The sequence below is a fragment of the Pseudomonas sp. Pseusp15 genome (assembly GCF_059492165.1).
Window position 1 is genome coordinate 4,755,648 of sequence record NZ_CP168523.1, and the last position, 24,241, is coordinate 4,779,888.

Below are 24,241 nucleotides of genomic sequence, written 5' to 3' on the forward strand. Positions count from 1 at the left end.
AAGCAGAGGTTGTGAAAATCAGGAACTGCAGAAAGACAAAGGGCACGACCTGTAAACAGGATCGTGCCCGATGTTACCGGCAAGCACCCGAGGGTGCCAGCCGACAAGTGCTGCTTAAGCTGCTACCACGACAACGCGTACGGTGGCTTCAACTTCGGCGTGCAGGTGCACGGCTACGTCGAATTCGCCTACGTTGCGGATAGTGCCGTTCGGCAGACGAACTTCGCTTTTTGCAACTTCAACGCCAGAGGCGGTCAGTGCATCAGCGATGTCGTGGGTGCCGATCGAACCGAACAGCTTGCCTTCGTCACCGGCGGTGGCAGTGATAGTCACTTCCAGCTCAGCCAGTTGGGCGGCGCGGCTTTCAGCCGATGCTTTACGGTCTGCTGCGGCTTTTTCCAGCTCAGCGCGACGCTCTTCGAACGCAGCCAGGTTGGCTGGGGTCGCAGCGGTAGCTTTGCCGTATGGCAGCAGGTAGTTACGACCGTAACCAGCCTTAACGTTCACTTTGTCACCCAGGTTGCCCAGGTTGGTGACTTTTTCCAGAAGGATCAGTTGCATGTGAAAATCCTCTTAACTTTTAACCTTCACCGTTCGCGCTATCGGCATCTTTCGGTGCCGAACGACCGCGAAAATCAATCAGGCTGTCGACGATGGCCAGAACCACCAGCAACGGATAGATCAGCTGCATGAACAGCAACAGCGTGACGTACAACCCCACCAGCCAGAACTTGGCCAGTCGCTTTTGCGCCACCAGCCCGTGAATCAGGGCCAGCCCGGCGAACACCAGCGGTACGCTGCACAACGGCGTCAACATGGCCATCTGCGGGCCAAGATTTGGCCCCAGAAGCATTAACGCCAGCAGCAACATCGCCGGTCCCAGCGGGATTCGGATGGCGCGAAACTCGCGACCAAAACCACCCGGGTTGTACAACAACGCCTGCCAGTAGCGCCCGACAATCAGGCTCAGCACACTGACGATTTGCAACAACGCCGCAATCAGGCCAGTCAGGACCGGTGCAATCAGGGACGCAAAGCGCGCTTGCTCGTCTACCGACAATTGCTGGTAGACCTCACCGAGTAGCGACGGCATGACTTTTATCAAAGCCTGCGCCAGCATCTCGATCTGGGGCGCAAAAGCCGCCCCCAGCACCACTGAAAACACCAATCCCATCGCTATGCTGACCAGCAGCACGCGGTTCCAGGACTCGCTTGCGCGCAAAACCAACGCAAGGCTCGAAGACCCCAGCAGCACCAGAAGTGCCCGTGGATCATCGAAGAAAAGCCACCAGATCAACGCCGGCAGCAGTCCCAGAGCAAGTACGCCAACGGCGTCCTTCAATCCGCGCCGCAGGAGCACAAGGCATCCAGCGGCAGCACCCAACCAATACAACAACGGCAATGTTGCGCATCCGGCCACTACCAGAGTGGCCTGCATACGGCCGCGCATGATGAACTCAGCTAAGGCGCGCATGCATTCAATCCTTTGCTACGTGTCGACTGCCCGGTCTCAGCGGCCGTGGCTGTCGGTGTAGGCCAGCAGGGCCAGGAAGCGGGCGCGCTTGATAGCGGTGGCCAGCTGACGCTGATAACGTGCTTTGGTACCGGTGATGCGGCTTGGAACGATTTTGCCGGTCTCGGATACGTAAGCTTTCAGAGTGTTGAGATCTTTGTAATCGATCTCTTTCACGTCTTCAGCGGTGAAGCGGCAGAATTTACGACGACGGAAGAAACGTGCCATGTAATAGGCTCCTCAAAAGGTCCGTGGATTACTCGTCAGCGTTATCGCTGTTGTCGCTGTCATCACTGTCAACGCCTTCAGCGTCGGAGTGCTCAGGACGGTCGCGACGCTCACGGCGCTCACTGCGGTTTTCTTCAGCCTTGAGCATCTCGGATTGGCCGGTAACGGCTTCTTCGCGACGGATGACCAGGTTACGGATCACTGCATCGTTGTAGCGGAAGTTGTCTTCCAGCTCGGCCAGGGCCTTGCCAGTGCACTCAACGTTCAGCATCACGTAGTGAGCCTTGTGAACATTGTTGATTGCGTAGGCCAGTTGACGACGGCCCCAATCTTCCAGACGGTGGATTTTGCCGCCGTCTTCTTCGATCAGCTTGGTGTAACGCTCAACCATGCCGCCGACTTGCTCGCTTTGATCCGGGTGGACCAAAAAGATGATTTCGTAATGACGCATGAATGCTCCTTACGGGTTGTAGCCTGCCGCTCAAAAGCGGTCAGACAAGGAGTGAATGACACTTATGGACTTGCTTGCGATAGACACATGCGTGCCTGCCGTCACAGCAAGGGGCGCAATTGTAGAGAAGGGTCGAGGGAGGTGCAAGGCAATTGGTGATTATTTGAACAATCACTTCGACTGGAAAGCCGAACACTTGCAGGAGCCGCCTGCGGCGACTCCTGCAGAGGAGTCTCAGGACTTTTTGGCGGTCCCGGCGGCTTTGACGCCACGCTGGCGCAGCGCTTCGAACAGGCAGACGCCGGTGGCGACGGACACGTTGAGGCTGCTGACGCTGCCAGCCATCGGCAGGCGCACCAAATAGTCGCAAAGGTCGCGAGTCAGGCGGCGCATGCCGCTACCTTCGGCACCCATGATCAGGATGGTCGGGCCCGTCAGGTCCTGCTGATACAGATCCTGTTCAGCCTCGCCCGCCGTACCGACGACCCACAAGCCGCGCTGCTTGAGTTTTTCCAGGGTGCGCGCCAGGTTGGTCACGGCGACCAACGGAATCACTTCCGCCGCGCCACAAGCAACTTTTCGAACCGTCGGGGTCAGCGTGGCTGATTTGTCCTTCGGCACGATCACCGCCAGCGCGCCGGCCGCATCGGCCGAACGCAGGCAAGCGCCGAGGTTGTGCGGATCGGTCACGCCGTCGAGCACCAGCAGCAAAGGCGCGCCTTCGGTGCGATCGAGCAGCTCGTCGAGCATGGCCTCGCCCCAGACCTGGCTCGGGCTCACGTCCGCCACCACGCCCTGGTGCACGCCTTCAACCCAGGCGTCCAGCTCGCGACGCTCTGCCTGACCGACGGCCACGCGATTTTCGGCAGCGAGTTCGATCAGCGTCTGAACGCGCGGATCGCTGCGGCCTTCAGCCAGCCAGATTTGCTTGACGCGTTTTGGGTGGTGACGCAGCAACGCTTCTACTGCGTGCACGCCGTAGATCTTTTCCAACTGACTCATGACTTGGCCTTAGGTTTACGCGCCCCGCCGCTTCTGGCGGCTGGAGCGGAACCCGCTTTTGGCGGGCCTTTACGGTGTTTGCTCGGTTTGGCTGGCTTGCCGCCGGAGGCCTTGTCAGGCGCCGACCGCCCGGTCTTTCCCCCAGACGCCGCTTTACCGCCGCTTTTCGCTTCAGACAGCAATGCCTGTTTCATTTCACGACTTTTGCGCAACTCGGCATTTTTTGCCGCCGCATCGCTCGGACGATAGGCTTCGACGGCCTTTTCCTTGGCAGGACGACGCCCGGCCTTGGCCAGTACCGGCTCGGCAGCTGTTTTGATAGCAGGCGCTGCGGTTTCAGTGCCGCGCTTTTTGCGACCGATCGGTGCGCTGATGGTTTTTTCGGCCATCTCGAAGTCGATCTTGCGCTCGTCGAGGTCGACGCGCATGACGCGCACTTCAACGGTGTCGCCCAAGCGGAAGCTACGACCGGTACGCTCACCGGCGAGGCGATGGTGCACAGGATCGAAGTGGTAGTAGTCACCCGGTAGCGCGGTGACGTGCACCAGGCCTTCGACGTAAATATCGGTCAGTTCGACGAACAGGCCGAAACCGGTCACGGCGGTGATCACCCCCGGGAACGATTCGCCCACACGGTCTTTCATGAACTCGCACTTGAGCCAGTTCACTACGTCGCGAGTGGCTTCGTCGGCACGGCGCTCGCTCATCGAGCACTGCTCGCCGAGCTGCTCCAGGGTCGCTTCGTCGTACGGATAGATCCGCGCCTTCGGAATGGTCATCGCGCCGGCACGGCGAACGTGCGGGGTGTCCATTTTCGAATGGATGACGCTGCGAATCGCCCGGTGCGTGAGCAAGTCCGGGTAGCGGCGAATAGGCGAAGTGAAGTGGGTATAGGCTTCGTAATTCAGGCCGAAGTGGCCCTGGTTATCGGCGCTGTACACCGCTTGGCTCAACGAACGCAGCATGACGGTCTGGATCAGGTGGAAATCCGGACGATCCTTGATGCCCGCGAGCAAAGCCTGGTAATCCTTCGGCGACGGACCGTCCTTGCCTTTGTGCAGGGACAGGCCGAGCTCGCCGAGGAAGGCGCGCAGTTTTTCCAGACGCTCCGGCGGCGGGCCGTCGTGGACACGATACAACGCAGGGATTTCGTGCTTCTTCAGGAATTCGGCGGTGGCCACGTTGGCCGCCAGCATGCATTCCTCAATCAGCTTGTGAGCATCGTTGCGAACGGTCGGACGGATTTCGGCAATCTTGCGCTCGGAACCGAAGATGATCCGGGTTTCCTGGGTTTCGAAATCGATCGCGCCGCGCACGTGACGAGCCGCCAGCAGAACCTTGTACAGCGCATACAGCTGCTTGAGGTGCGGCAGAACGTCGGTGTATTCACCACGAAGCTGACGCGCTTCGGTGGCTTTCGGCGTTTCCAGCATGGCGCTGACCTTGTTGTAGGTCAGGCGGGCATGGGAGTGAATCACCGCTTCGTAGAAGCAGTAGTCGGTCATTTCGCCGGATTTGGAGATGGTCATCTCGCAAACCATGGCCAGGCGATCGACGTGCGGGTTCAGCGAGCACAGGCCGTTGGACAACTGCTCAGGCAGCATCGGCACCACGCGCTCGGGGAAGTACACCGAGTTGCCGCGAACCTGGGATTCGTTATCCAGCGCCGAACCGATTTTCACGTAGCTGGAAACGTCGGCAATCGCCACGTACAACTTCCAGCCACCGGAGAACAGGCGCAGCTTGCCCGGTTTGGCTTCGCAGTAGACCGCGTCATCGAAGTCGCGCGCATCTTCACCGTCGATGGTCACGAACGGCAGATGACGCAGGTCGATGCGCTTCTCTTTGTCTTTCTCTTCGACTTCGGGCTTGAGCTTGGCGGCTTCTTTCAAGACCGCTTCAGGCCAGACGTGCGGAATATCGTAGGTGCGCAGGGCAACATCGATTTCCATGCCCGGTGCCATGTAGTTGCCCACCACCTCGACCACGTCGCCTTGCGGCTGGAAGCGTGGCGTCGGCCAGTGAGTGATCTTCACTTCAACGAACTGACCGATCTGCGCATTGGCATTGCGACCTGGCGTCACCAGCACTTCTTGCTGGATCTTCGGATTGTCTGCGACGACGAAACCGATACCGCCCTCCTCGAAGTAACGACCGACGATGCTCTCGTGGGCACGGGACACCACTTCGACAATCATGCCTTCGCGGCGACCGCGACGGTCGAGGCCGGAAACACGTGCCAGAGCACGGTCGCCATCGAACACCAGGCGCATTTGCGCCGGGCTCATGAACAGGTCGTCACTGCCGTCGTCCGGGACCAGGAAGCCGAAACCGTCACGGTGACCGCTGATGCGGCCCAGGATCAGGTCGAGCTTGTCCACCGGCGCATAAGTGCCGCGACGGGTGTAGATGAGTTGAGCGTCGCGCTCCATGGCGCGCAGGCGGCGGCGCAGGGCTTCGATCTGGTCTTCTGTGGTCAGACCAAACTCTTCGACCAGCTGCTCGCGGTTAGCAGGCGAACCTCGATCAGCAAGGTGCTGAAGGATCAGTTCGCGGCTAGGAATAGGGTTTTCATATTTTTCCGCTTCACGAGCGGCCTCGGGATCGAGGGACTGCCAATCGGCCATTAGAGAGTTTTCACCTTGTCTATATGCGGGTTAGTTTGGCATAGGCGTAATGAAACGGGAAATTTCAGGCTATGACAGCCCATCTAAAGCCCTTTATCGACACCGCGAAGCTGATTTGAATGCCGCCGGTAAAATTTTCCAGGTTTTTTTGATGACAGGGGTTTACAGTTAAAAAGACGCTCCGTATAGTGCGCGCCATCGACGACGCACTAGCGCTGCCGATACTGCCCAGATGGTGAAATTGGTAGACACGCCAGCTTCAGGTGCTGGTGACCGCAAGGTCGTGGAAGTTCGAGTCTTCTTCTGGGCACCAATTTCGAGCTTGAGATTAGATCAATTTCAAGGCTCACACAAAAACCCGCGAAAGCGGGTTTTTGCATTCCAGGCTTCTGAATTATTAAAATTAAATCAGGGGTTTACAGATCAAAATGCTCTCCGTATAGTGCGCCACATCAACGGCGGCAACGCTGAAGATCATGCCCAGATGGTGAAATTGGTAGACACGCCAGCTTCAGGTGCTGGTGACCGCAAGGTCGTGGAAGTTCGAGTCTTCTTCTGGGCACCAATTCAAATTCAAGGTCACGATCTTGAATTTCACAAAAACCCGCGAAAGCGGGTTTTTGCGTTTCTGGCCTTTGAAGCCATAGCCGCCCAGCAAGGCGCACTTGAGAAGCAATATCGTTTATCATTGTTTCAAGTTTTTGCAATGCGACAGTGAGGAACCCTGCGAATGATGCTTCGAAATACCCTGCGCCGCGGCCTGACCATCACCCTCCTCGGCCTGACACTCGCCACGCCCCTCACCCAAGCCGCCGATCCGGTTTCCCTGACACTCTATAACGGTCAACACAAGGAAGTCGGCGACGCCGTCGCCAAAGCCTTCGAAGCCAAGACCGGGATTCACGTCAATGTGCGCAAGGGCAGCAGCAACCAACTCGCCAGCCAGATCGTCGAAGAAGGCGATCGCTCCCCTGCCGATGTGATCTACACCGAAGAATCGCCACCGCTGAACAAGCTCGGCGAACAAGGCCTGCTGGCGAAAGCCGATGCCGCCACACTTGAAGTCCTGCCCAAGGACTACGTTGCCGGCAATGGCACCTGGATCGGCATCACCGCGCGGGTCCGGGTCGTCGCCTTCAACCCTAAACTGATCGACGAAAAAGACCTGCCCAAGTCCGTGATGGAATTCTCCGATCCAAAATGGCAAGGCAAGGTCGGCTTCGTGCCTAGCAGCGGCGCCTTCCAGGAACAGGCGGTGGCGATTATCAAGGTCCACGGGATGGACGCCGCCGAAGAGTGGCTGACCGGCCTGCGTGCGTTCGGCAAGACCTACAGCAACAACATGGTTGCGCTGAAAGCCGTGGAAAATGGCGAAGTCGCCACCGTGCTGGTGAACAACTATTACTGGTTCGCCTTGCAGCGTGAAAAAGGCCAACTCGACTCGAAGCTGCATTACTTCACCGGTGGCGACGTCGGCGGACTGATCACCGTCTCCAGCGCTGGCGTACTGAAATCCAGCAAACATCCAAAAGAAGCCCAGCAATTGCTCGCCTACATGGCCAGCGAAGAAGGTCAGCGTGTGATCACCCAGACCACCGCTGAATACCCGCTGCACAAGGGCATGGAATCGGATCGCGGTCTCAAGCCGTTCAGCGAACTGCAAGCGCCGAACGTCACGCCAGCCGATCTCGGCAACGCCGAAGAAGCCCTGGACCTGGAACGTGACGTTGGCTTGAACTGATGAGCGCCTCGTTATCCGCCCCCGCTTCGCATGGGGGTTACATGCCAAGGCGCAAGCGGCCGTCGATCTGGCTACTGCTACCGGTTCTGCTGCTGGTGGTACTCAGCCTGTTGCCGCTGGCCTATGTCGGCCTCAAAACCTGGCAAGCCGGCTGGGCCGAGGCACTGCATCTGCTGTGGCGGCCCTACGTGTTTGGCCTGCTGCGCAATACCCTGGCGCTGATGCTGGGCGTCACATTGGCCTGCGGTGTGATTGGCTTGTCACTCGCCTGGCTGCTGGAGCGCAGCAATCTGCCGGGACGGCGATTATGGGGCGTGATCCTGTGCCTGCCGTTCGCGGTGCCGGCATTTGTCAGCAGCTTCACCTGGGTATCCCTGAGTGCTCACTTCGAAGGGCTGGGCGGGGCGATTCTGGTGATGACGCTGTCCAAGTACCCGCTGATCTTTCTGCCGGTCGCGGCAACGCTGCGCAATCTCGACCCCTCTCTTGAAGAGTCTGCCCGCACCCTGGGGCAGAATCGTTGGGGTGTATTCTTCAAAATCACCCTACCCCTGCTCTGGCCGTCACTGCTGGCCGGTTCACTGTTGATTGCGCTGCACATGCTGGTGGAGTTCGGCGCGCTGTCGATCATCGGCCTGCAAACCTTTACCACGGCGATCTATCAGCAGTTCGAACTGGAATTCAGCAACGCCAATGCAGCGATGCTTTCTGCGGTGTTGCTGGCGCTGTGCCTGGTGCTGCTATGGCTTGAGTTACGCGTGCGCGGCAAAGGCCGTCACGTACGCACCGGCCAGGGCGCTGCTCGGCATGCGGAGCAGGTTCGGCTCGGGCCGTGGGCGGCTGTGGGACAACTTTACTGCTTGCTGCTGGCGATCATCGGCAGCGGCATTCCACTGGGAATGCTGGCGTACTGGCTGATGGTGGGTTCGTCGGCAGCGTTCCCGGTGGCCGCGATCAGCGAGGCATTGCTCTCGTCGCTGGCGCTGTCGCTCGGTGGCGCTGCGCTGTGCCTGGTGCTGGCGGTGCCGGTGGGGTTGCTGGTGGTGCGCCATAAAGGCCGACTGGCAATCTGGGCCGAGCGCTTGCCGTATCTGCTGCATGCACTGCCGGGATTGGTGATTGCGCTGACCCTGGTGTATTTCGCCCTGCATTATGTGCCAGTGCTGTACCAGACCTCGGCGTTGCTGCTGATAGCCTATGCGCTGTTGTTTCTGCCACTGGCGCAGGCACCGATTCGTACAGCCCTGAACAAGGCTGCGCCGCAACTGGAAGAGGCCGCACGCACGCTGGGGGCGTCGTCTTTCAGCGCGTTTTGTCGGGTGACCCTGCCCATCATCTTTCCCGCCCTGGGTGCTGCGTTTGCGCTGGTGTTTCTGGATGCGATGAAGGAACTGACGGCGACGCTGCTGCTGAGCCCGACCGGGCTCAATACATTGGCGACGGAAGTCTGGGCGCATACCGCGAATGTGGAGTTCGCGGCGGCGGCGCCTTATGCGGCGTTGTTGATTGTGGTGTCGGGGTTGCCTGTGTATCTGCTGACGACGCGGATGTATTTGAGTCGTTGAAAAGCTTCGCGGGCAAGCCTCGCCCCTACAAGGATTACGTAGCCCTTGTAGGAGCGAGGCTTGCCCGCGAAGGCACCAGACCTGCGAACGAGAAACCTAAGCCCTGAACTGCCCCAGGCTCGCCTTCAGCTGCGCCGCCAACCCATCCAGCACCTTGCCGCTGGCCGTGGTCTCCACGACCGCCTGAGCTGCTTTCTCAGCTTGAGCATGGATGGTCTCAACCCGCCCACGCACAGCCTGCGCACCTTGCGCCTGATGCGCCGCGGCCTGGGTCGCCAGGCCGATCGCCGCATGCACCTGCTCGACCGACGCCTGCACCGACTGTTGCAACCGCGCGCTATCGCGCAACACCAGCAGACCTTCGCTGGCCTGACGCCCAGCCTGCCCGATTGCCGCGACGGCCTCACGCGCGCCCTGCTGCAGTGCAACGATGTGCGCCTGAATGTCACCGGTGGAGCTCTGGGTCTTGCTCGCCAGCGCCCGCACCTCGTCCGCCACCACAGCAAACCCGCGACCGGTCTCGCCGGCACGCGCAGCTTCAATGGCCGCGTTCAGCGCCAGCAAGTTGGTTTGTTCGGCGATCCCGTGAATCACCGTCAGCACCACTTCAATCTGCTCACTCTGCTGCGCCAGACGCTCGATGACTTTCGCGCCGGTGTCGACCTGTCCGGCCAATGCCTCGATGAGACTACCGACCTTCGCCGAAGTCCGGGTGTTCTCATCCGTGGCCTGACGAATGCCCACCACCTGCTGCAAAGCGGCCTGCATGGCGTGGCTTTCAGACTGAGCCTCGTCAGCCATTTGCGACAACGCGCGCAGGCTTTCGGCCACTTCATCGCGCTGCATGCCAGCCGCCGCATCGGCACCAGCATTACGCAAAGTCATGGCGCCGATTTCCACACCGGTACGCTGGGCCACATCACCCGCCTCACGCACGATCGGCTGTAATTTATCCACAAAGCGATTGACCGCCGAGGCCATGTCGCCGATCTCGTCCTGGCTGTTGATCTGCACGCGCTTGGTCAGGTCGCCCTCGCCTGCCGCCAAGTCATCCATCGCGACAATGAGCATTTTCAGGCGATTGACCACTCGACGCCCCAGCACCACCGCCAGTAACAGCAGCACACCGAAACCCACCACCGCCAGGCCCATGCCGATGCGCCAGCGCAAAGCCCCTGCGGCTTCCTGTACGGCGCCCGTGGTGTTGGCTTTCATTTCAGAAGCAGTGGACTGCGCCGATTGCAGACGTCCGCGCATCGCCGTTGCGCTGTCGGCCGCCGCACCTTTGAGGCTGTCACCCACCAATTGATCGCTGCTGGCGATCAGCGCCGAGAAGCGCTTGTCCAGCGCCGCCAGATCGGTTTCCACAGAGGCAGTTGAGACCCCCATCAAGACTTTGCCGATTTCCACGCCATTGGGACTGATCGAGGCTTCGAGGTAGTAGACCGACGGATCGCTCTTCGCTGCGTCCAGCACCTTGTCCAACGCCCGCTCGCCCTGGCCTTTCTCCAGAAGCGCCTTGTTGATCGCGTTCTCCCGGTTGAGATAGCGCGTCAGGTGCTGGCCCGTGGCGTCGTCATAGACCACGAACAACACGTTGGGATTGCGCTGGGCGCGGCGAGCGAATTCGGACAGGGTGGGAATGTCGCTGTCCCACATGGCGCGGGGTGCGACCGACGCCAGAAGTTGCGCCATGTCATTGGCCGAGTCCTTCAGGTCCTTCTCCAGCGTCGTACGCAGTTGAGCCTGCTCGTCTTTCAAACGTGAAGACAGCCCAGCGGTCAGGCGCTGACGGGTATTGCTGGACAGGTTATCCAGGCTCGACGTGACTTCACGCCCCGCCTGCTCCAGCTCACCGGAGAGCTTTTGGCTATCGGAGCCCAAGCGCACGCCCAGATCGGTTTCCAGCGCAGTCACCGTGCTCCGGGTCAGAGCGACAGCCACCAGCACCTGCACCAAAAGGGCGATACCAAGGGTAACGAACACGGGCCGCAACAAACGGCTTTGTAACAGTGAGAGAACGGCCGACACAGGAAATCCCTCTACTCTAACGCCATTAAATTGATGGCATTCTGAAGGCAATATTCACAGCAAAGGTCATGCCGTCCAACAGGCATAAACGACAAAGGCCCCGATTAAGGGGCCTTTGTGTTTTACATCAACGACTTATTAAGCGAACGGGTGACGCAGAACGATAGTTTCGTTGCGGTCCGGGCCCGTCGAAATAATGTCGATCGGCGCGCCGACCAACTCTTCGATGCGCTTGATGTAGTTGCGCGCAGCCTGAGGCAGCTCCTCCAGGGTCTTGGCACCCAGGGTCGACTCGCTCCAGCCCGGCATCTGCTCGTACACCGGCTCCAGGCCGATGTAGCTGTCGGCGTCGGTCGGTGCGTCGATCACTGCACCATCTTCGTTCTTGTAGCCTACGCAGATGTTGATGGTTTCCAGACCGTCCAGCACGTCCAGCTTGGTCAGGCACAGGCCCGAGATGCTGTTCACATCGATAGCGCGACGCAGGATCACGGCATCGAACCAGCCGCAACGACGGGCACGGCCAGTGGTGGCGCCGAACTCGTGGCCACGCTTGGCCAGGAACGCACCAACGTCGTCGAACAGCTCAGTCGGGAACGGACCGGAGCCGACGCGCGTGGTGTAAGCCTTGGTGATGCCGAGGATGTAGTCCAGGAACATCGGACCAACACCCGAACCGGTAGCGATGCCGCCAGCAGTGGTGTTGGAGCTGGTGACGTACGGGTAGGTGCCGTGGTCGATGTCCAGCAGGGAGCCCTGGGCGCCTTCGAACATGATGTCCTTGCCGGCACGACGCAGGTTGTGCAGCTCTGCGGTGACGTCGAGCATCATCGGCTTGAGCAGCTCGGCGTATTCCATGCACTCGTCGAGTGTCTTCTGGAAGTCGATCGCTGGCTCTTTGTAGTAATTGACCAGTACGAAGTTGTGGTAATCCAGCAACTCGCCCAGCTTGGCGGCGAAACGCTCACGGTGGAACAGATCACCGATGCGCAGACCGCGACGGGCAACCTTGTCTTCGTAAGCCGGGCCGATGCCGCGACCGGTGGTGCCGATCTTCAGCTCGCCACGGGCCTTTTCACGGGCCTGGTCCAGTGCTACGTGGTAGGACAGGATCAGCGGGCAGGACGGGCTGATACGCAGGCGCTCGCGCACCGGTACGCCTTTCTCTTCCAGCTTGTTGATTTCCCGCAGCAGGGCGTCGGGTGCAACCACCACGCCGTTACCGATCAGGCACTGCACGCCTTCGCGCAGCACGCCAGACGGGATCAGGTGCAAGACGGTTTTTTCGCCGTCGATCACCAGAGTGTGACCAGCGTTGTGGCCACCTTGGTAGCGCACTACGGCGGCAGCATGTTCGGTCAGCAGATCAACGATCTTGCCTTTGCCCTCATCACCCCATTGGGTGCCCAGGACTACGACATTCTTACCCATAACACTTGTCCTCATTCGCGCAAACTTGGTGCCGGCGGCGGCCGGCAGGAAAACTCAAGAAGCCAGTGGCGATACTTGCCAAAGCCCGTTCTGCTGAATCAATTGCCGGTCGCAGTCCGCTTCACGGGCGGCGGCCAAAGGCTGCCCAGGCAATGCCTGAACGACACGCTGACCCTCACTGCGCAACTGGCAAACCTGCTGCCAGAGTGCTGCATCCGTACTGTCAGGCATCCAGATACCGCCAGACGGTAGCTCGATCTCAGCACGCCCCAGGGTCACCAGGGTTTTCAAATCGGTGGAGAAGCCTGTCGCCGGACGGGCGCGACCGAAGTCGGCACCGATATCGTCGTAACGACCGCCCTGAGCGATGGACTGGCCAACACCCGGCACGAACACGGCGAACACCACACCGGTGTGGTAGTGGTAGCCGCGCAATTCGCCCAGGTCGAAGTACAGCGGTAACTCCGGGAAACGCGTGGACAGACGCTCGGCAATCGCCAGCAAATCGTCCAGGGCCGCCAGAACAGGCGCCGGCGCATTGGCCAGACGCTCGCGGGCAGCGCTCAACACTTCACGACCGCCACACAGGTCGACCAGCGCTCGCAGCATGCCCGACAGATCGGCAGGCAGGCCTTCGGTCAAGGTAATGACCTCGTCGATGGCTTTACGTTGCAATGCATCGAACAACTGTTGCTCGACTTCGCCGGACAAACCGGCGGCGCGGGCCAGGCCGCGGTAGATGCCGACATGCCCGAGGTCCATGTGCACATCCGGCACATCGGCCAGTTGCAGCATGGCCAGCATCAGGCTGATGACTTCCACGTCGCTGCTCGGGCTGGCATCGCCGTACAACTCGGCGCCCAGTTGAATCGGGCTGCGCGAGGACGACAACGCACGTGGCTGAGCATGCAGCACGCTACCGGCATAGCACAGACGGCTCGGGCCTTCGCGACGCAGGGTGTGCGCATCGATGCGCGCCACTTGCGGCGTGATGTCGGCACGGAAACCCATCTGCCGGCCCGACTGCGGGTCGATGACCTTGAAGGTGCGCAGATCGAGGTCCTGGCCTGCGCCGGTCAGCAGGGATTCCAGGTACTCGATATGGGGAGTCACGACAAACTCGTAACCCCAGCTCTGGAACAGATCCAACACCTGGCGACGCGCAACTTCGATGCGCGCAGCCTCCGGTGGCAGTACTTCTTCGATGCCATCTGGCAGCAGCCAGCGGTCTACCGTTGCCATTACGCCATTCCCCTATGATCCGGGCAGCAAGCCTTTGGGCGAGCCTTGAGTGAAGCAGAAAATGATCGGCTCATGTGCATAAACCCCGCGCATGAACAACGTGGCGAAAAGCCTGGAACCGGCTTCGCCAACCACTTTCCTCGAAAAACCTGTCGAGTCATTCAACTCGGGCGCCTGCATAAAAACAGCAATCAAACGTGCAGACGCAAAAAAGCCGGGAATTTCCCGGCTGCCGCATCATACACACGTTTTCCCAAAGGATCACCCCGCCCGAGGCTTTAGCCGCCAGGCGGGGGGATGATTCAGGTCAACGTCGTATCAAGGCTTGGCTTTTTCCAGGTAACGGAAGAAGTCACTGCTCGGGTCCAGGACCATGACGTCGGATTTGTTCGCGAAGCTTTCACGGTAGGCACGCAGGCTACGGTAGAACGCGTAGAACTCCTGATCCTGGCCGTATGCCTTGGAGTAGATCGCAGCAGCCTGGGCATCACCATCACCGCGAACCTCTTCGGATTCACGATAGGCTTCAGCCAGCAGCACGCGGCGTTGACGGTCGGCGTCGGCACGGATGCCTTCGGCCAGCTCGTTACCCTTGGCGCGGTGCTCGCGAGCTTCACGCTCACGCTCGGTGCTCATACGCTCGAACACGCTGCGGTTCACTTCCTTCGGCAGGTCGATGGCCTTGACCCGGACATCGACAACTTCAATGCCCAGCTCTTTTTCCGCCATCTTGTTCAGCGAAGCGGTGATGTCTGCCATCAGCGCATCACGTTCACCGGATACCACTTCGTGCAGGGTGCGTTTACCGAACTGGTCACGCAGGCCCGACTCCAGACGACGGGACAGACGCTCGTCGGCAATCTGCTTGAGGCCGGAAGTCGCGGTGTAGAAGCGCTCGGCATCTTTCACGCGCCACTTGGCGTAGGCATCGACCATCACGGCTTTCTTTTCCAGCGTCAGGAAGCGCTGTGTCGGTGCATCCAGCGTCATCAGGCGCGCATCGAATATGCGCACCTTGTTAACGTAAGGCACTTTCACATGCAGGCCTGGCTGAACATCGGCCTGGACCACGCGACCGAACTGCAGCAACACCGCACGCTCGGTCTGAGCCACGATGTAGAAGCAGTTCCAGGCAACGATCGCCACGACGACGCCGACAATAAGGGCGATCAGCGATTTATTGCTCATCAGCGACTCTCCCTGGTACGTGCCTGCTGTTGCTGCAGATCAGCCGCCGCACGCACATTCACTTCATTGCTGCTGGCTGCTGCGCCGGTCACCGGAGTGCTGGTGCGGCGACCATCCTCGACCATCTTGTCCAGCGGCAGATACAGCAGATTGCTCTGGCCATTCTTGTTGCCGGTCACGAGAACCTTGCTGGTGTTGCTGAAGATTTCCTGCATGGTGTCCAGGTACAGACGCTGACGGGTAACTTCAGGCGCCTTGCGGTACTCGGCCACCAGTTTGGTGAAGCGGTCAGCCTCACCCTTGGCGCGGGAGACGGTCTCGTCGCGGTAACCGTTGGCATCCTCGAGGATGCGCTGGGCCTGACCACGGGCTTCCGGCACGACGCCGTTGGCGTAGGTTTCAGCCTGGTTACGCGAACGCTGCTCGTCTTCACGGGCGCGGATCACGTCATCGAAGGCTTCCTGGACTTCACGCGGTGCAGCAGCGCTCTGTACGTTGACCTGAGTGACGGTGATACCGGTGCGATAGGTATCGAGGAAACGTTGCAGACGCTCCTTGATTTCGCTGGCCATCAATTCACGACCTTCGGTCAGCACCTGGTCCATGGCGGTAGAACCCACCACGTGGCGCAAGGCACTGTCGGTCGCATGCTGCAGGCTGGTTTCCGGCTGATCGACGTTCAGCACGAAGTCCTGCAGGTTGCTGATCTTGTACTGCACGGTCAGCGGCACTTCGACGATATTTTCGTCTTCAGTCAGCATTTGACCCTGCTTGGTATAGGCACGCTCACGCGTGACGTTTTCCAGGTACTTGCGATCGATCGGCGGGAAATAGATGTTCAGGCCCGGGCCGACGGTTTCATAATATTTGCCGAAGCGCAGCACCACGGCCTGCTCCTGCTCGTCGACCACGTAGACAGCGCTGTACAGCCACACGGCTGCGAGCACGGTCAGACCGATGCCGAGCAGACCACCAAAGCCGCCACTCTTGCCCGGACCACCACCCTCATCACCGCGTTTCTTGCCACCACCGAACAACCCGTTCAGGCTTTCCTGCAGCTTTCGGAAGGCCTCGTCGAGATCCGGTGGTCCCTTGCGGTCGCCGTTATTGCGGCGCTTGCCACCCCAAGGATCCTGATTATTCGAGTTGCCACCCGGCTCATTCCAAGCCATAGCGCTCTCCATCTGATAAAGCAAAGACGCACCCACGGCGCGCCGACCAATGCTACAGAATGCCTGTCACCGCGGCACAACCGCTTTCTCAGGCTTTTATTGCAAAGTGTGTTGCTCGATGAATTCCATCGGTTGCAGACCTTCGCGGCTCACGAGTCGATTCAATTCGATCCGTGGCAAGCGAACGGCCAGCAGGCTGATGCCTTCTTCGTCGTGTTCTTCTTTTTGCACCGCACCGAGTTCGAAAAACTGCGCACGCAGTCGAGCAAAACGTTGCGGCAAGCGCAAGGTGCCAACAAACAAATCGCTGCCCAACAGTTCCGCCACTGCCTGCTTGAGCAAGTCCAGGCCGGTACCGTCCTTGGCCGACAACCAGACCCGCTGCGGCTTGCCATCGGCATCGCGCTGGATCTGCGGCTCAACCCCCTCGAGCAAATCGAGTTTGTTGTATACCTCAAGGATCGGCAAGTCTTGTGCCCCGATCTCCCCGAGCACCACCATGACCTGTTCGATCTGGGCCATACGATCAGGCTCGTGCGCATCGATCACGTGCAGCAGCAGGTCGGAGTTGCTCGACTCTTCGAGCGTAGCTCGAAATGCCTCGACCAGTTTGTGCGGCAGGTGACGAATGAAGCCCACAGTGTCGGCCAGCACGATCGGCCCGAGGTCCTCGAGCTCTAGTCGGCGCAAGGTCGGGTCGAGGGTCGCGAATAGCTGGTTGGCGGCAAAGACGTCGGAATCGGTGACCGAGTTGAACAGCGTCGATTTGCCGGCGTTGGTATAACCAACCAGTGAAACCGTCGGAATGTCAGCACGCTTGCGCCCGCGACGAGACTGCTCGCGCTGGCTGCGGACCTTTTCCAGGCGCCCCTTGATCTGACGCAGACGAATCCGCAACAGGCGCCGGTCGGTTTCCAGTTGGGTTTCACCCGGCCCGCGCAGGCCGATACCGCCCTTCTGCCGCTCAAGGTGAGTCCAGCCACGAACCAGACGCGTACTCATGTACTCAAGCTGGGCCAGTTCGACCTGGAGCTTGCCTTCATGGGTGCGGGCGCGTTGGGCGAAGATATCGAGAATCAGACCCGTGCGATCGATCACGCGACACTCGAAAATACGTTCGAGGTTACGTTCCTGACTGGGCGTGAGGATGTGATTGAAAATCACCAGATCGACCTGTTCGGCTTTGACCAGGTCGCGTAACTCTTCGACCTTGCCGCTGCTGATCAGGGTTTTGGCGGTTGGCCGATGACGCGGCACGTTAAAAAACGCGACGGTCTCGGCACCAGCCGAAATTGCCAACTCCTGAAACTCCTGCGGATCTTCGCGCGCCTCAGGGTCCTGACCATCCAAGTGAACGAGAATTGCCCGCTCACCACCACCGTGGCGCTCAAAGAACAAAGGAGACTCCTATCAGGCGTTACCTGGCTCAGCGTCGCCTGCTTCGGATTCGGTTGCGCTAGGCAGACGAATTGGACGAACTGGCACCACTGTAGAGATAGCGTGTTTGTAAACCATCTGGCTGACGGTGTTTTTCAGCAGGATAACGAACTGGTCGAAAGACTCGATCGTGCCTTGCAGTTTGATCCCGTTGACCAGGTAGATGGAAACCCCCACTTTCTCTTTACGTAAAGTATTCAAGTAAGGGTCTTGTAGCGAATGCCCTTTTGACATGTGCCGCACTCCTTTAAGGATTCAATATAAAAAATAGGTAAACAGATGGCTTGGGGCCGTCACACCCCCAAGGATAGACGGCAATTGCAAGGACTCAGCTCAATATGGAGATGGTCCCGAGGTATTTCAAGGCGCGCGGCAGATTGTCGCAATCGAGGCTGTCCAACCAGTGTAAATCAGCCCAACTGCGCAGCCAGGTGAACTGGCGCTTCGCCAATTGGCGCGTGGCAATGATTCCACGCTCCTGCATCTCGGCTTGCGTCAGCTTGCCATCCAGGTAATCCCAGACTTGTCGATAACCTACTGCACGTATAGACGGCAACCCGGAATGCAAGTCACCTCTATCTCGCAGGGCTACGACCTCGTCGACGAATCCCTGTTCCAACATATTTGTGAATCTTTGTTTAATGCGCTCGTGCAGTACCTGGCGATTTGCCGGAGCGATGGCCAAGTTCGCGACAGTATAGGGCAATTGTTGCAGTCCCGAAGCGGCTGCTTCAGTACTTTGCGCAGATTGTCGCAAGCGTAGCTCAGTCATGCTCTGGCCGCTGACGCGATAAACTTCCAGTGCACGACTAAGGCGCTGCGGATCGTTCGGGTGAATTCGCGCCGCGGATTGCGGATCAATCACCGCCAATTGATCGTGCAGGGCTTGCCAGCCAAGGCGTGCAGCCTCTTCTTCGATTTGCGCACGAACGTCCGCATCGGCCGCCGGCATGTCGGCCAGACCTTCGAGCAAAGCCTTGTAATAGAGCATTGTGCCGCCCACCAGCAGCGGAATATTGCCCCGCGCGGTGATCTCGCCCATGGCTTGCAACGCATCGCGACGGAAATCCGCGGCGGAATAACTCTCGGCCGGATCGAGAATGTCGATCAGACGATGCGGGAATTCGGCCAGGATCTCTTTGGAGGGTTTGGCGGTGCCGATGTCCATGCCGCGATAAACCAGCGCCGAATCGACACTGATCAGCTCGCAGGGCAGGACCTTGGTGAGTTCGATGGCCAGGTCGGTCTTGCCGGCGGCCGTCGGCCCCATCAGGAAAATCGCGGGAGGGAACTGGCTCATCAACGACCGCGCAAGAACAGTTTGTCCAGATCGTCCAGGCCCAGTTGGGTCCAGGTCGGTCGGCCATGGTTACATTGACCGCTGCGCTCGGTGTTTTCCATGTCCCGCAGCAGGCCGTTCATTTCCGGCAAGGCCAGGCGCCGATTCGCGCGAATCGCGCCGTGGCAGGCCATGGTGCCGAGCAGTTCGTTCAGGTGCGCCTGAATCCGGTCGCTGGTGCCGTATTCCATCAAATCCGCCAGCACATCGCTAACCAGTCGGTTGGCCTCGGCCTGTTTCAGCAACGCAGGGATTTGCCGGATGGCCAGGGTTTCCGGGCCAAGGCGCTGCAATTCAAAACCCAGACGCTGGAACCAGGCGACGTTTTCTTCGGCGCAGTCGGCTTCGCGCTGGCTGACCGCCAGGGATTCCGGCACCAGCAATGGCTGACCGCTCAACCCCTCGCTGGCCATGGCGACTTTCAGCCGTTCGTACATGATCCGCTCATGGGCGGCATGCATGTCTACCAGCACCAGGCCTTGGGCGTTTTCCGAAAGAATGTAGATGCCCTTGAGCTGCGCCAGTGCATAGCCCAGCGGCGGAATGTCATCTTGCCCGGCCGGCAGCGCGACCGCATTGGCCTCGGGCAACGGCGCGAAAAACTCGCGATAGGCCGCCTGGGCTTCGGCGACGGGCACGCCGGACTGAGGTCGCGGCGTGTATTGATACTGATAACCGGCACCGGCGCCAGAGCCCGCCGAAGTATTGAAGGACGGCTGGGCCTGAGGCTGCTCCAGCAGCGCATTGGCCGCCAGACGCATCTCGCCCTGCGGGCCGAACTCGCCGGCTTCGATACCGGTTGGCCGGACCATGGCTGTCGCGACAGGCGCGGCCAACTGGTCTTCCGGCCGCACATCACCCAAGGCGCGATGCAAAGTGCCGTAAAGGAAGTCGTGAACCATGCGCCCGTCACGGAAGCGTACTTCGTGCTTGGTCGGGTGCACGTTGACGTCGACGCCCGCCGGATCGACTTCGAAAAACAGCACGAATGTCGGGTGCCGACCGTTGAACAATACGTCGCGATAAGCCTGGCGCACTGCGTGCGCCACCAGTTTGTCGCGCACGGCACGGCCATTCACAAAGAAATACTGCAAATCCGCCTGGCTGCGGTTGAAGGTCGGCAACCCGACCCAACCCCACAAATGCAGGCCATTGCGTTCGATTTCGATCGGCAGCGCCTGCTCCAGAAAGCCCGCCCCGCAGATCGCCGCCACACGCCGGGCGCGGGCCGCGTCATCATGGGCCTCGTGCAGGCTGAGGATGGTTTTGCCGTTATGGCGCAGATGGAACGCCACATCGAACCGCGCCAGCGCCAGACGCTTGATCACTTCTTGCAGGTGATCGAATTCGGTTTTTTCGGTCTTCAGAAACTTGCGGCGCGCCGGGGTATTGAAGAACAAATCGCGCACTTCCACCGAAGTGCCCACCGGATGAGCCGCTGGTTGCACGCGAGCCGCCATGTCCCGGCCTTCGGTTTCCACCTGCCAGGCTTGATCGGCGTCGCGAGTGCGGGAAGTCAGGGTCAGACGCGCCACGGAACTGATGGAGGCCAGCGCCTCACCACGAAACCCCAGACTCATGACCTGTTCGAGGTCTTCCAGGTTGCGAATCTTGCTGGTGGCGTGACGGGCCAGGGCCAAAGGCAGGTCATCGGCGGAAATGCCACTGCCATCGTCGCGCACCCGCAGCAGCTTGACACCGCCCTGCTCCACATCGACATCGATGCGTTTGGCGCCGGAGTCGAGGCTGTTTTCCAGCAACTCCTTGATCACCGAGGCCGGGCGCTCAACCACTTCACCAGCGGCAATCTGGTTCGCCAGCCGTGGACTGAGTAGCTCGATACGCGCCGTGTTGGTCAGCACCTGGTTCATTCTTTGGCCGCCAGTTCAGTGCCTGGAATGGTCAACGTCTGACCAATCTTCAGCTCGTCACTTTGCAAGTTGTTGGCACTGCGCAAGGTGGCCGCAGACACCTGATAACGCACGGCGATCATCGCCAGGGTTTCACCGGGGCTCACGCGATGGTCACGTGGGCCTTGGGCGATCTTGCCGGAATCGCGCAGCCAGGCAATGTAGGTGCCCGGCGGCGGGTTCTGCTGGAAGAATTGCCGCACGCCGCTGCTGATGGAGCGCGCCAGCGCCTGCTGGTGGCTCGATGCCGCGAGTTTCGAGGCTTCGTTGGCGTTGGAGATGAACCCGGTTTCCACCAGGATCGACGGGATATCCGGCGACTTCAGCACCATGAACCCGGCTTGCTCGACACGTTGTTTGTGCAGCGGCGTGACGCGACCGATGTTGCTCAAGACTTTCTGGCCAACGTTCAGACTGGAAGTCAGGGAAGCGGTCATCGACAGGTCGAGCAGCACGCCGGCGAGCATCCGGTCCTTGTCGTCGAGGCTGACGTTGCCGGCACCGCCGATCAAGTCGGAACGGTTTTCGCTGTCGGCCAGCCAACGGGCGGTCTCCGACGTAGCGCCGCGGTCAGACAGGGCAAACACCGACGCACCGAACGCTGCGGCTGACGGCGCGGCGTCGGCGTGGATCGAAACGAACAGGTCGGCGCCCTTCTTGCGGGCGATTTCGGTACGGCCGCGCAATGGAATGAAGTAGTCGCCGGTACGGGTCAGTTCGGCGCGGAAACCTTTCATGCCATTGACCTGACGCTGCAGTTCACGGGCGATGGCCAGCACCACGTCTTTTTCACGCTGACCGCGAGACCCCGAGGCGCCCGGGTCTTCGCCGCCGTGACCGGCATCGATCACCACGATAATGTCGCGCTTGCCAGCCGGTGCGGGTGGCAGCTTGATCGAAGGCTCGGACGGCGTGACGGGTACGGCGGGTACCGTGGCCACAGACGGTGTTGGCGCAGGCGGTGGCGCGGCATCGGCCGCGTTGTCGAACAGGTCGACTACCAGGCGATTGCCGTACTGGGCGTTCGGCGCCAAGGTGAAGCTTTTCGGCGTGACGGCTTTTTTCAGGTCGATGACCACCCGCAAATCGGTCGGCGTACGCTGAGCCGAACGCATTGCCGTGATCGGCGTGTTGGCCGTGGAGACGTTCAGCGGCGAGCCGAGCGTCGCGCCATTGATGTCGATTACCAGCCGATCCGGTGCGGTCAGGGTAAAGACGCTGTGCTGGACAGGCCCCGTCAGGTCGAACACCAGTCGAGTGTTATCCGGCGCCCGCCAAAGGCGAACACTGTTGACCTTCGTCTCGGCCACAGCGTCGACGGTCACCGCCAAAAACAACACCCCTACGGCAGCAACCAACGCGCGAAAGCGCATACCTAACCCCATCATTTATTTGGATTCCAATGCCAAAACGGCACACCACGACTCGCCACGCGAGCCTTGGGGCAAAATTCTCAGCGAACGCCCGCTGTCTTGCGGGCTAATGGTAATGGTCAGGTCGGGCTTTGGCAAAAAGCCTGCACCCTTCTGGGGCCATTCAATAAGACATAATGCGTCGTCATCGAAATAGTCGCGGATGCCGAGGTACTCCAGCTCCTCGGGGTCGACCAATCGATATAAGTCGAAATGGAAGGCGCGGACGGCGCCGATCTCGTAAGGCTCGACCAGGGTAAAGGTCGGACTTTTTACCGCGCCGGTATGCCCCAGGCCACGGATGATGCCCCGGGACAGTGTGGTTTTCCCCGCGCCCAGATCCCCTTCAAGAAAGATCAGACCGTGCCCTCCGGTGGTTTTGGCGATACGTGCGCCAAAATCGCTCATGGCCTGCTCATCAGCCAGGTACAGGGTTACTTCAGACACGGTGCTTGCTCCTCCAACAACTGACGAATGGCTGGAATCAGATCACTGGCCGCCAGCCCGCGGCCTAATTTACCTTGTTGCGCACCGGCATTGGCGTGCAGCCAGACCGCCAGGCAGGCCGCGTCATACGCGTCCAGGCCCTGAGCGAGCAAGGCGCCCACCAGACCGGCCAGCACATCACCCAACCCGGCCGACGCCATGGCCGGATGGCCCTGATGACACAGCGCCAGACGCCCATCGGGGCTGGCAATCAGACTGCCAGCGCCCTTGAGCACTACCACCGCTGTATATTTTTTGCTCAACGCATGGGCCGCGGCCGGGCGGTCAGCCTGTACGGCGGCTGTCGATATCCCCAGCAATCGTGCCGCTTCGCCCGGATGCGGCGTGATGACACTACCTGCGGGCAAGCTCACGCCACCTTCGGCCAACAGGTTCAATGCATCGGCATCCCAGACTTGTGGCTGCGACGCGTTGGCCGCGGCCGACAACAGGCTGCGCCCCCAGGCGGCCTGCCCCAGCCCCGGGCCGACGACCAGCACCGTGGCCTTCTCCAGCAAGCCCATCAATTGATTGGCCGACGACGTACCGAGCACCATGGCTTCCGGCAAACGCGCCAGGGCGGCCGGAACATGCTCGCTGCGGGTGGCCACGGACACCATGCCGGCACCGCTGCGCAGGGCACTTTGTGCACTAAGCAGGATGGCGCCGCCAAAACCGCGATCACCGCCAACGAGCAATACGTGACCGAATTTGCCTTTGTGGGCAGTTGGAGCGCGGCCGGTCAGACGCGGCACATTACCGGCCGTCAGGCGACGCGCACTGATCTCGGCCCCAATAAATGTCTCGGGGGCGACGTGCAGATCGTTAAATACCAAATCGCCCACCACATCCGCCGCGTCACCGGCGAACAGCCCCACCTTCAACCCGATGAACGTCACAGTCAGGTCTGCTCGAACCGCAATGCCGAGCTGGCGACCCGTATCGGCGCACAGCCCCGAGGGGATATCCACCGCCGCAACCGGGAGCCCACTGGCATTGATCGCGGCGATGGCGCTGGCGAACGGCTCGCGCACTTCACCGGTCAGGCCGGTGCCGAGCAAGGCATCCAGCACAATGCCGCGCAACTCGGAGTGCGGGGTCCAGCCTTGAATGGCCACGCCTTCGGCCACCGCCTCGACATGCGCCGACGCGGCATCGCCTTGCAAACGCCCGGGGTCACCGGCGGCCAGCACCCGCACATGCCAGCCGGCACGTCGGGCCAGCACGGCCACCAGATAACCGTCGCCCGCGTTATTGCCATGGCCGGCCACCACACTCAATTCGTGCCCGGTCGGCCAATGGCGGACCAGCGCACGCCAAGTCGCCCGTGCCGCACGCTGCATCAATTCAAAGCCCGGTGTACCGGCCGCGATCACGCTCGCATCGAGCCCTCGGACTTGCGCGGCGCTATACAGCGCGTCGGGTAATTCATCTTTAGTGTGCGGCATGCGTCTTCAGGCTCCGAT

At 60.4% G+C, this 24,241-nt stretch carries 21 protein-coding genes and 2 tRNA genes; 5 read left to right on the forward strand and 18 right to left on the reverse strand.

Annotated elements, in window-relative coordinates:
• Positions 1-114 precede the first annotated feature (114 nt).
• From rplI to rnr, 6 genes are all read right to left on the reverse strand, one after another.
• Positions 115-561 carry a 50S ribosomal protein L9 gene (gene rplI, locus ACEN8R_RS21480; RefSeq protein ID WP_007939577.1) on the reverse strand — a complete coding sequence of 149 codons (447 nt, stop codon included), beginning with the start codon at positions 559-561 and terminating at the stop codon, positions 115-117.
• A 19-nt stretch (positions 562-580) separates the two neighbouring features.
• Complete coding sequence (locus ACEN8R_RS21485) at positions 581-1,474, reverse strand: YybS family protein (RefSeq protein WP_019582207.1); 894 nt, start codon at positions 1,472-1,474, stop codon at positions 581-583.
• A gap of 36 nt (positions 1,475-1,510) precedes the next feature.
• Positions 1,511-1,741, reverse strand: a complete 231-nt coding sequence (rpsR, locus tag ACEN8R_RS21490) for a 30S ribosomal protein S18 (protein ID WP_002551829.1) — start codon at positions 1,739-1,741, stop codon at positions 1,511-1,513.
• Positions 1,742-1,769: 28 nt separating this feature from the next.
• Positions 1,770-2,192 (reverse strand): 30S ribosomal protein S6, encoded by a 423-nt coding sequence (gene rpsF / locus ACEN8R_RS21495; protein WP_007939579.1) that lies wholly within the window; start codon positions 2,190-2,192, stop codon positions 1,770-1,772.
• Positions 2,193-2,426: 234 nt separating this feature from the next.
• Positions 2,427-3,194, reverse strand: coding sequence for a 23S rRNA (guanosine(2251)-2'-O)-methyltransferase RlmB (gene rlmB / locus ACEN8R_RS21500; protein WP_018928494.1), 768 nt, complete (start codon positions 3,192-3,194; stop codon positions 2,427-2,429).
• Entirely contained in the window at positions 3,191-5,821 is a 2,631-nt protein-coding gene (gene rnr, locus ACEN8R_RS21505; RefSeq protein ID WP_018928495.1) for a ribonuclease R, read from the reverse strand. The genes rlmB and rnr overlap by 4 nt, the downstream gene beginning before the upstream one ends.
• A gap of 226 nt (positions 5,822-6,047) precedes the next feature.
• Here rnr and ACEN8R_RS21510 point away from each other — a divergent pair.
• From ACEN8R_RS21510 to ACEN8R_RS21530, 5 genes are all read left to right on the forward strand, one after another.
• Positions 6,048-6,134 (forward strand) — tRNA-Leu (locus ACEN8R_RS21510).
• A gap of 165 nt (positions 6,135-6,299) precedes the next feature.
• A tRNA-Leu gene (locus ACEN8R_RS21515) sits at positions 6,300-6,386 on the forward strand.
• The gene (locus ACEN8R_RS21520; RefSeq protein ID WP_495624354.1) at positions 6,357-6,539 is read left to right on the forward strand and encodes a hypothetical protein; all 183 of its coding nucleotides are present in this window, start codon (positions 6,357-6,359) and stop codon (positions 6,537-6,539) included. Before ACEN8R_RS21515 ends, ACEN8R_RS21520 begins: the two co-directional genes overlap by 30 nt.
• A gap of 12 nt (positions 6,540-6,551) precedes the next feature.
• Positions 6,552-7,562 carry an extracellular solute-binding protein gene (locus ACEN8R_RS21525; RefSeq protein ID WP_018928496.1) on the forward strand — a complete coding sequence of 337 codons (1,011 nt, stop codon included), beginning with the start codon at positions 6,552-6,554 and terminating at the stop codon, positions 7,560-7,562.
• Entirely contained in the window at positions 7,562-9,127 is a 1,566-nt protein-coding gene (locus tag ACEN8R_RS21530) for an ABC transporter permease (protein WP_258613016.1), read from the forward strand. The genes ACEN8R_RS21525 and ACEN8R_RS21530 overlap by 1 nt, the downstream gene beginning before the upstream one ends.
• Positions 9,128-9,223: 96 nt before the next feature.
• On the opposite strand, the gene ACEN8R_RS21535 is transcribed toward ACEN8R_RS21530, so the two are convergent.
• The 12 genes from ACEN8R_RS21535 to ACEN8R_RS21590 all read right to left on the reverse strand — a co-directional run bounded on the left by ACEN8R_RS21535 (position 9,224) and on the right by ACEN8R_RS21590 (position 24,223).
• On the reverse strand, positions 9,224-11,158 hold the full coding sequence (locus ACEN8R_RS21535; protein ID WP_064616021.1) for a methyl-accepting chemotaxis protein: 1,935 nt from the start codon (positions 11,156-11,158) through the stop codon (positions 9,224-9,226).
• Between the two features lie 138 nt (positions 11,159-11,296).
• A complete protein-coding gene (locus ACEN8R_RS21540; protein WP_018928499.1) occupies positions 11,297-12,589 on the reverse strand; it encodes an adenylosuccinate synthase in 1,293 nt (430 codons plus the stop codon).
• A 54-nt stretch (positions 12,590-12,643) separates the two neighbouring features.
• On the reverse strand, positions 12,644-13,831 hold the full coding sequence (locus ACEN8R_RS21545) for an ATP phosphoribosyltransferase regulatory subunit (protein WP_007939588.1): 1,188 nt from the start codon (positions 13,829-13,831) through the stop codon (positions 12,644-12,646).
• A gap of 318 nt (positions 13,832-14,149) precedes the next feature.
• A complete protein-coding gene (hflC, locus tag ACEN8R_RS21550) occupies positions 14,150-15,019 on the reverse strand; it encodes a protease modulator HflC (protein ID WP_007939589.1) in 870 nt (289 codons plus the stop codon).
• Positions 15,019-16,191 carry an FtsH protease activity modulator HflK gene (gene hflK, locus ACEN8R_RS21555; RefSeq protein ID WP_018928501.1) on the reverse strand — a complete coding sequence of 391 codons (1,173 nt, stop codon included), beginning with the start codon at positions 16,189-16,191 and terminating at the stop codon, positions 15,019-15,021. Before hflK ends, hflC begins: the two co-directional genes overlap by 1 nt.
• Positions 16,192-16,287: 96 nt before the next feature.
• Positions 16,288-17,589 (reverse strand): ribosome rescue GTPase HflX, encoded by a 1,302-nt coding sequence (gene hflX / locus ACEN8R_RS21560; protein WP_007939591.1) that lies wholly within the window; start codon positions 17,587-17,589, stop codon positions 16,288-16,290.
• A 12-nt stretch (positions 17,590-17,601) separates the two neighbouring features.
• Positions 17,602-17,862: an RNA chaperone Hfq gene (gene hfq / locus ACEN8R_RS21565; protein ID WP_007902656.1), complete on the reverse strand. Its 261-nt coding sequence runs from the start codon at positions 17,860-17,862 to the stop codon at positions 17,602-17,604.
• Positions 17,863-17,956: 94 nt separating this feature from the next.
• Complete coding sequence (gene miaA, locus ACEN8R_RS21570; RefSeq protein WP_086944079.1) at positions 17,957-18,928, reverse strand: tRNA (adenosine(37)-N6)-dimethylallyltransferase MiaA; 972 nt, start codon at positions 18,926-18,928, stop codon at positions 17,957-17,959.
• Positions 18,928-20,838 carry a DNA mismatch repair endonuclease MutL gene (gene mutL / locus ACEN8R_RS21575; RefSeq protein WP_018928503.1) on the reverse strand — a complete coding sequence of 637 codons (1,911 nt, stop codon included), beginning with the start codon at positions 20,836-20,838 and terminating at the stop codon, positions 18,928-18,930. Before mutL ends, miaA begins: the two co-directional genes overlap by 1 nt.
• The gene (locus ACEN8R_RS21580; RefSeq protein WP_019582199.1) at positions 20,835-22,265 is read right to left on the reverse strand and encodes an N-acetylmuramoyl-L-alanine amidase; all 1,431 of its coding nucleotides are present in this window, start codon (positions 22,263-22,265) and stop codon (positions 20,835-20,837) included. The genes mutL and ACEN8R_RS21580 overlap by 4 nt, the downstream gene beginning before the upstream one ends.
• Positions 22,266-22,736 (reverse strand): tRNA (adenosine(37)-N6)-threonylcarbamoyltransferase complex ATPase subunit type 1 TsaE, encoded by a 471-nt coding sequence (gene tsaE, locus ACEN8R_RS21585; protein WP_018928505.1) that lies wholly within the window; start codon positions 22,734-22,736, stop codon positions 22,266-22,268.
• Positions 22,724-24,223 (reverse strand): NAD(P)H-hydrate dehydratase, encoded by a 1,500-nt coding sequence (locus ACEN8R_RS21590; RefSeq protein ID WP_495624355.1) that lies wholly within the window; start codon positions 24,221-24,223, stop codon positions 22,724-22,726. Before ACEN8R_RS21590 ends, tsaE begins: the two co-directional genes overlap by 13 nt.
• Positions 24,224-24,241 lie beyond the last annotated feature (18 nt).

Bases quoted from the DNA above. Each gene is read 5' to 3' on its own strand.
- mutL (WP_018928503.1), bottom strand. From the start codon at position 20,838: ATGAACCAGGTGCTGACCAACACGGCGCGTATCGAGCTACTCAGTCCA.
- ACEN8R_RS21530 (WP_258613016.1), top strand. From the start codon at position 7,562: ATGAGCGCCTCGTTATCCGCCCCCGCTTCGCATGGGGGTTACATGCCA.
- ACEN8R_RS21485 (WP_019582207.1), bottom strand. From the start codon at position 1,474: ATGCGCGCCTTAGCTGAGTTCATCATGCGCGGCCGTATGCAGGCCACT.
- rnr (WP_018928495.1), bottom strand. From the start codon at position 5,821: ATGGCCGATTGGCAGTCCCTCGATCCCGAGGCCGCTCGTGAAGCGGAA.
- ACEN8R_RS21580 (WP_019582199.1), bottom strand. From the start codon at position 22,265: ATGATGGGGTTAGGTATGCGCTTTCGCGCGTTGGTTGCTGCCGTAGGG.
- ACEN8R_RS21590 (WP_495624355.1), bottom strand. From the start codon at position 24,223: ATGCCGCACACTAAAGATGAATTACCCGACGCGCTGTATAGCGCCGCG.
- rpsR (WP_002551829.1), bottom strand. From the start codon at position 1,741: ATGGCACGTTTCTTCCGTCGTCGTAAATTCTGCCGCTTCACCGCTGAA.
- ACEN8R_RS21545 (WP_007939588.1), bottom strand. From the start codon at position 13,831: ATGGCAACGGTAGACCGCTGGCTGCTGCCAGATGGCATCGAAGAAGTA.
- ACEN8R_RS21525 (WP_018928496.1), top strand. From the start codon at position 6,552: ATGATGCTTCGAAATACCCTGCGCCGCGGCCTGACCATCACCCTCCTC.
- hfq (WP_007902656.1), bottom strand. From the start codon at position 17,862: ATGTCAAAAGGGCATTCGCTACAAGACCCTTACTTGAATACTTTACGT.
- ACEN8R_RS21540 (WP_018928499.1), bottom strand. From the start codon at position 12,589: ATGGGTAAGAATGTCGTAGTCCTGGGCACCCAATGGGGTGATGAGGGC.
- rplI (WP_007939577.1), bottom strand. From the start codon at position 561: ATGCAACTGATCCTTCTGGAAAAAGTCACCAACCTGGGCAACCTGGGT.
- rlmB (WP_018928494.1), bottom strand. From the start codon at position 3,194: ATGAGTCAGTTGGAAAAGATCTACGGCGTGCACGCAGTAGAAGCGTTG.
- hflK (WP_018928501.1), bottom strand. From the start codon at position 16,191: ATGGCTTGGAATGAGCCGGGTGGCAACTCGAATAATCAGGATCCTTGG.
- hflC (WP_007939589.1), bottom strand. From the start codon at position 15,019: ATGAGCAATAAATCGCTGATCGCCCTTATTGTCGGCGTCGTCGTGGCG.
- miaA (WP_086944079.1), bottom strand. From the start codon at position 18,928: ATGAGCCAGTTCCCTCCCGCGATTTTCCTGATGGGGCCGACGGCCGCC.
- rpsF (WP_007939579.1), bottom strand. From the start codon at position 2,192: ATGCGTCATTACGAAATCATCTTTTTGGTCCACCCGGATCAAAGCGAG.